This window comes from uncultured Nocardioides sp. (assembly GCF_902805925.1).
Taxonomy (GTDB): domain Bacteria; phylum Actinomycetota; class Actinomycetes; order Propionibacteriales; family Nocardioidaceae; genus Nocardioides.
This window is the reverse complement of the sequence record NZ_CADCUP010000189.1, coordinates 1-4,309: the sequence shown is the minus strand read 5'-3', so window position 1 is coordinate 4,309 and position 4,309 is coordinate 1. Positions and strand designations below refer to the sequence as shown.

Here is a 4,309-nt window from a genome sequence, read left to right as displayed (position 1 = left end):
ACCGCGCCGGCGCCGCGGCTGACCGACATCCCGGTGCTCGTCGAGCAGGCGGGCGAGGCGGTGCGGGCCGAGCTGCGGGGGCTCGACACCGACGTGCCCGCGGGCGTGGCGCTGACGGCGTACCGCGTGGTGCAGGAGGCGCTGAGCAACGTGCGCAAGCACGGCGGCCCGGGCGTGACGGCTCGCGTGGACGTGGACGTGTCGCCCGGGGGCGTGGCCGTGCGGGTCGCGGACGACGGACGCGGCGCCGCGTCGGTCGACGACGGCTCGGGGCTCGGCCTGCTGGGCATGCGCGAGCGTGTGGCGGTGCACGGCGGCGACGTGCTCGCCGGGCCGCGCCCCGGCGGCGGGTTCGTGGTCGAGGCGAGGATCCCCCTGTGAGTGATCCTGTGAGTGACCAGTGACGGATCCTGTGGGTGGGGCGATCCGGGTGTTCCTCGTCGACGACCAGCAGATGGTGCGTGCGGGCTTCCGCATGCTGGTGGAGTCCCAGCCCGACCTCACGGTGGTCGGGGAGGCGGGCGACGGGCAGGAGGCCGCCGACCTGCTGGCCGCCACCGGGGCGGACGTGGTGCTGATGGACGTGCGGATGCCGCGACTGGACGGCGTCGAGGCGACACGGCTGGTCGCCGCCCGGCCCGGCGCGCCGCGCGTGATCGTGCTGACGACGTTCGACCTCGACGAGTACGCCTTCGCCGCGATCCGGGCGGGCGCGGCGGCGTTCCTGCTCAAGGACGCCCCACCGGAGGACCTGCTGGGGGCTATCCGCACCGTGCACGCCGGTGACTCGGTGGTGGCCCCGAGCACCACCCGGCGGCTGCTCGAGCACTTCTCCGCCCTCTCCGGCCGGCGCTCGCCGGACGTCGACGACGCCCGCCTGGCACGCCTCACCGACCGGGAGCGCGAGGTGCTCGTCCTGGTGGGTCGCGGGCTCTCGAACGCCGAGATCGTCGCCGAGCTCGTGGTGGCCGAGGCGACGGTGAAGACGCACGTCAGCCGGCTGCTCGCGAAGACCGGCTCCCGCGACCGCGTCCAGCTCGTCGTGCTCGCCCACGAGGCCGGCCTGGTCGGCTGAGCCGGCCGGGTGTGGGGCGGACGACTCATCCCGCGGGCTGACGCGGAGATCAACCCGCGGCCTGACGACCGGAAGCCACTGCCGAAATAGCGTTCTCGGCATGACCCAGACGACCCTCACGACCACCACCACGACCGCCGCCAGTGCCCGCGGCCTGAGCCGGTCCTACGGCCGCGGCGACGCCGAGGTGCACGCCCTGCGCGGCGTGGACGTCGACCTGCCGCGCGGCCGGTTCACCGCCGTCATGGGCGCCTCCGGCTCCGGCAAGTCCACGCTGATGCACTGCCTCGCCGGGCTGGACACCCCCACCGCCGGGGAGGTGACCGTCGGCGGCGTGGAGCTCTCGACCCTCGACGACACCGCCCTCACCGTCTTCCGCCGCGACCACATCGGCTTCGTGTTCCAGTCGTTCAACCTGCTGCCCATGCTCGACGCGCGCCAGAACATCGTGCTCCCCCTCGACCTGGCGGGGCGTGCGGTCGACCCCGAGCGCTTCCGCCTCGTGGTCGACACCATGGGCCTCCGCGAGCGGCTGAGCCACCGGCCGCACGAGCTCTCCGGCGGCCAGCAGCAGCGGGTCGCCATCGCCCGTGCCGTCGTGGCGCAGCCCGACATCGTGTTCGCCGACGAGCCCACCGGCAACCTCGACAGCGAGTCGTCGGCCGAGGTGCTCGACTTCCTGCGCCGCTCGGTGCGCGAGCTGGGCCAGACGGTGGTCATGGTCACCCACGACCTCGACGCCGCGGCGTACGCCGACGACGTCGTGGTGCTCGCCGACGGCCTCGTCCGCGAGCACCTCGTCGAGCCCGGCGCCGACCGGCTCCTGGCGGCCCTGCGCGGCGAGGCGGTCGGCCGATGAGGACCGTGCTCCTGGCCTCCCTGCGCACCCACACCCGCAGGTACGTCGCCGCCGCGATCGCGGTGACCATCGGGGTCGCGTTCATCCTGACCACCGCAGCGCTCACCTCGTCGGCCCGCTCGGGCATGCTCGCCGGCATCAGGGCGCCGTACGCCGGCGCGGACGTCGTCGCCACCGACCTCGCCCCGTTGGCCGCCGTGGAGATCCGCGACGGCGCGAGGGCGGAGAGGGCCGACGCGGCCGTCGTCGGCTGGACCCGCCAGCCCGTCTCGCGCGACGGCGTCCGCATCGTCGACGAGACCGACGTCGGCGAGCTGAGCCTGAGCCCCGCGCTGCGCTGGCAGGAGCTGGCGAGCGGCCGCTTCGCCACCGCGCCCGGCGAGGCCGTGGTCGACCGCAACGCCGCCAAGAAGGGCGACGTGGAGGTCGGCGACGTGCTCACCGTCGGCAGCGGCCGGGACGCGGTGGAGGTCGAGGTGGTCGGCAAGGTCGACTCGCCCTCGGTCACCAGCGCCGCGGCCGTCTACCTGACCTGGGCCGACCTGCGCACCTGGGGCGAGACGATCTACGCCGACGCCGTCGCGTGGTCCTCGGCCGGCTCGGTGGAGGAGCAGACCGCGCAGATCGAGTCGATCACCTCCGACGTCCGCGTCATGCCGGTCGAGGAGTTCGTCGAGGAGCGCCAGGTGCAGGCCAACCAGGGCGTCGACGTGCTCGCCACCCTGCTGCTGCTCTTCGCGGCCATCGCGCTGTTCGTGTCCGTCCTGGTGATCGCCAACACCTTCACGATCCTCTTCGCGCAGCGCCGGCGGGACTTCGCGCTGCTGCGCTGCGTGGGCGCCACCCGCAGGCAGGTGCTCCGCTCCATCCGCGTCGAGGCACTGGTCCTCGGCGTCGTCGCCTCGGTGATCGGCATCGCCGCGGGCACCGGCCTGGGCCACGGCCTGGTCGCCGCGGCGCGCGGCCTGTTCTCCTCGGCCGCGCTCGGCGACGTCCACATCGGGCTGCGCTGGTACGTCGGCGCCGCGGCGGTCGGCCTCCTGGTCACCACGGTCGCGGCGTGGCTGCCCACCCGGCGCGCCGTCCGCGTCGACCCGCTGGTCGCGCTGCGGCCGGAAGCCGGCGTCGACGTGCGCACCGGCGCGGGCCGGGTGCGGGTGGCGTCCGGGGTGCTGGTGGCCGCCGCGGGCGTCGTGCTGCTGGCGATGTCGGTGGCCGGCGAGTCGGTGCGGGTCATGGTGGCGGGCGGCTCGGCGGCCTTCGTGGGGCTGCTGATGCTCGGCCCGATCGTCGTGCCGGCCCTCATTCGGGCCGTCGGTCCGCTCACGGGCCGGATCGCCGGGATGCCGGGCCGGCTCGCCACGAGCAACGCGGTGCGCAACCCCCGGCGCACGGCGGCCACCACCGCCTCCCTGCTCGTCGGCGTCACCCTGACCACCGCCGTCCTCATCGGCATGGCCAGCTCGCGCAGCGCCCTGGGCGCCGAGCTGGACACCCAGCACCCGCTCGACGGTGCGCTCACCTCGACGGGCGAGGCGATCCCCGGGTCGGTGGTGGCGCAGGTCGAGAGCCTGCCCTCCGTGGACGCGGTGGTGGCGGTGCAGGGCACGCAGGCGCGCATCGTCGGGGCCGGCGCCGTGCCCCTGCTCTCGGCGCCCGACAGCACGACGGTCACCCGCGGCGACGGGCCCGTGGCCGCCGCCGGCCCCGAGGAGGTCTACGTGCCGTGGGAGCTGCTCGGGCCCCAGCAGTTCGGCGGCGACACGGTGACCGTGCGCGTCGGCGACCGGACCGAGCGGCTCACCGTGGTCGGCGGCGAGGGATGGGGCGGGGCGGCGGTGGTGGCTCCGGAGACCTTCGCCCGGCTCTCGGAGGAGTCGGCGCTCACCGCGGTCTGGGTGCGCGCCGAGGAGGGCGCGGACGGCGACGACTTCGGTGGCGACCTGAGCGCGGCCGCGGCCCCGGTCGCCGCCGAGACGGTCAACGGGCTGGCCGACCGCGCGTGGGTCGACCTCCAGCTCGACGTGCTGACCTGGACCGTCGTCGGGCTGCTCGCCGTCGCCGTGGTGATCGCGCTCATCGGCATCGCCAACACCCTGGGGCTCTCGGTCATCGAGCGCAGCCGCGAGAACTCGCTCCTGCGTGCCCTGGGCCTCACCCGCCGCCAGCTGCGGGCGACCCTGGCCGTGGAGTCGGTGCTGCTCGCGCTGGTCGCCACCGTGCTCGGCGGCGTGCTGGGCACGGCGTTCGCCTGGGTGGCCGTTCAGGCGATGGTCGAGCCGGTGATCGTGGACGCCCCGTTCGTGCTGCCGTGGCTCCAGCTGGCCGCCGTCGTGGCCGTCGCCGGTGCCGCCGGGCTGCTGGCGGGGGTGCTG

At 75.3% G+C, this 4,309-nt stretch carries 4 protein-coding genes; all 4 read left to right on the top strand.

From position 1 onward, the window contains the following. Positions 1-381, top strand: a 381-nt coding sequence (locus tag QZX64_RS13695) for a sensor histidine kinase (protein WP_295660868.1), incomplete at its 5' end; no start/stop codon positions are given. Positions 382-400: 19 nt separating this feature from the next. Beyond that, complete coding sequence (locus tag QZX64_RS13690) at positions 401-1,075, top strand: response regulator transcription factor (RefSeq protein ID WP_295660866.1); 675 nt, start codon at positions 401-403, stop codon at positions 1,073-1,075. Between the two features lie 100 nt (positions 1,076-1,175). Then, the gene (locus QZX64_RS13685; RefSeq protein WP_295660864.1) at positions 1,176-1,934 is read left to right on the top strand and encodes an ABC transporter ATP-binding protein; all 759 of its coding nucleotides are present in this window, start codon (positions 1,176-1,178) and stop codon (positions 1,932-1,934) included. Further along, positions 1,931-4,309: ABC transporter permease (locus QZX64_RS13680; protein ID WP_295660863.1), on the top strand; the 2,379-nt coding region annotated here is incomplete at its 3' end. The genes QZX64_RS13685 and QZX64_RS13680, both read left to right, overlap by 4 nt.

Excerpts from the sequence above, each read along its gene's own strand:
- QZX64_RS13685 (WP_295660864.1), top strand. The coding sequence starts at position 1,176 with ATGACCCAGACGACCCTCACGACCACCACCACGACCGCCGCCAGTGCC.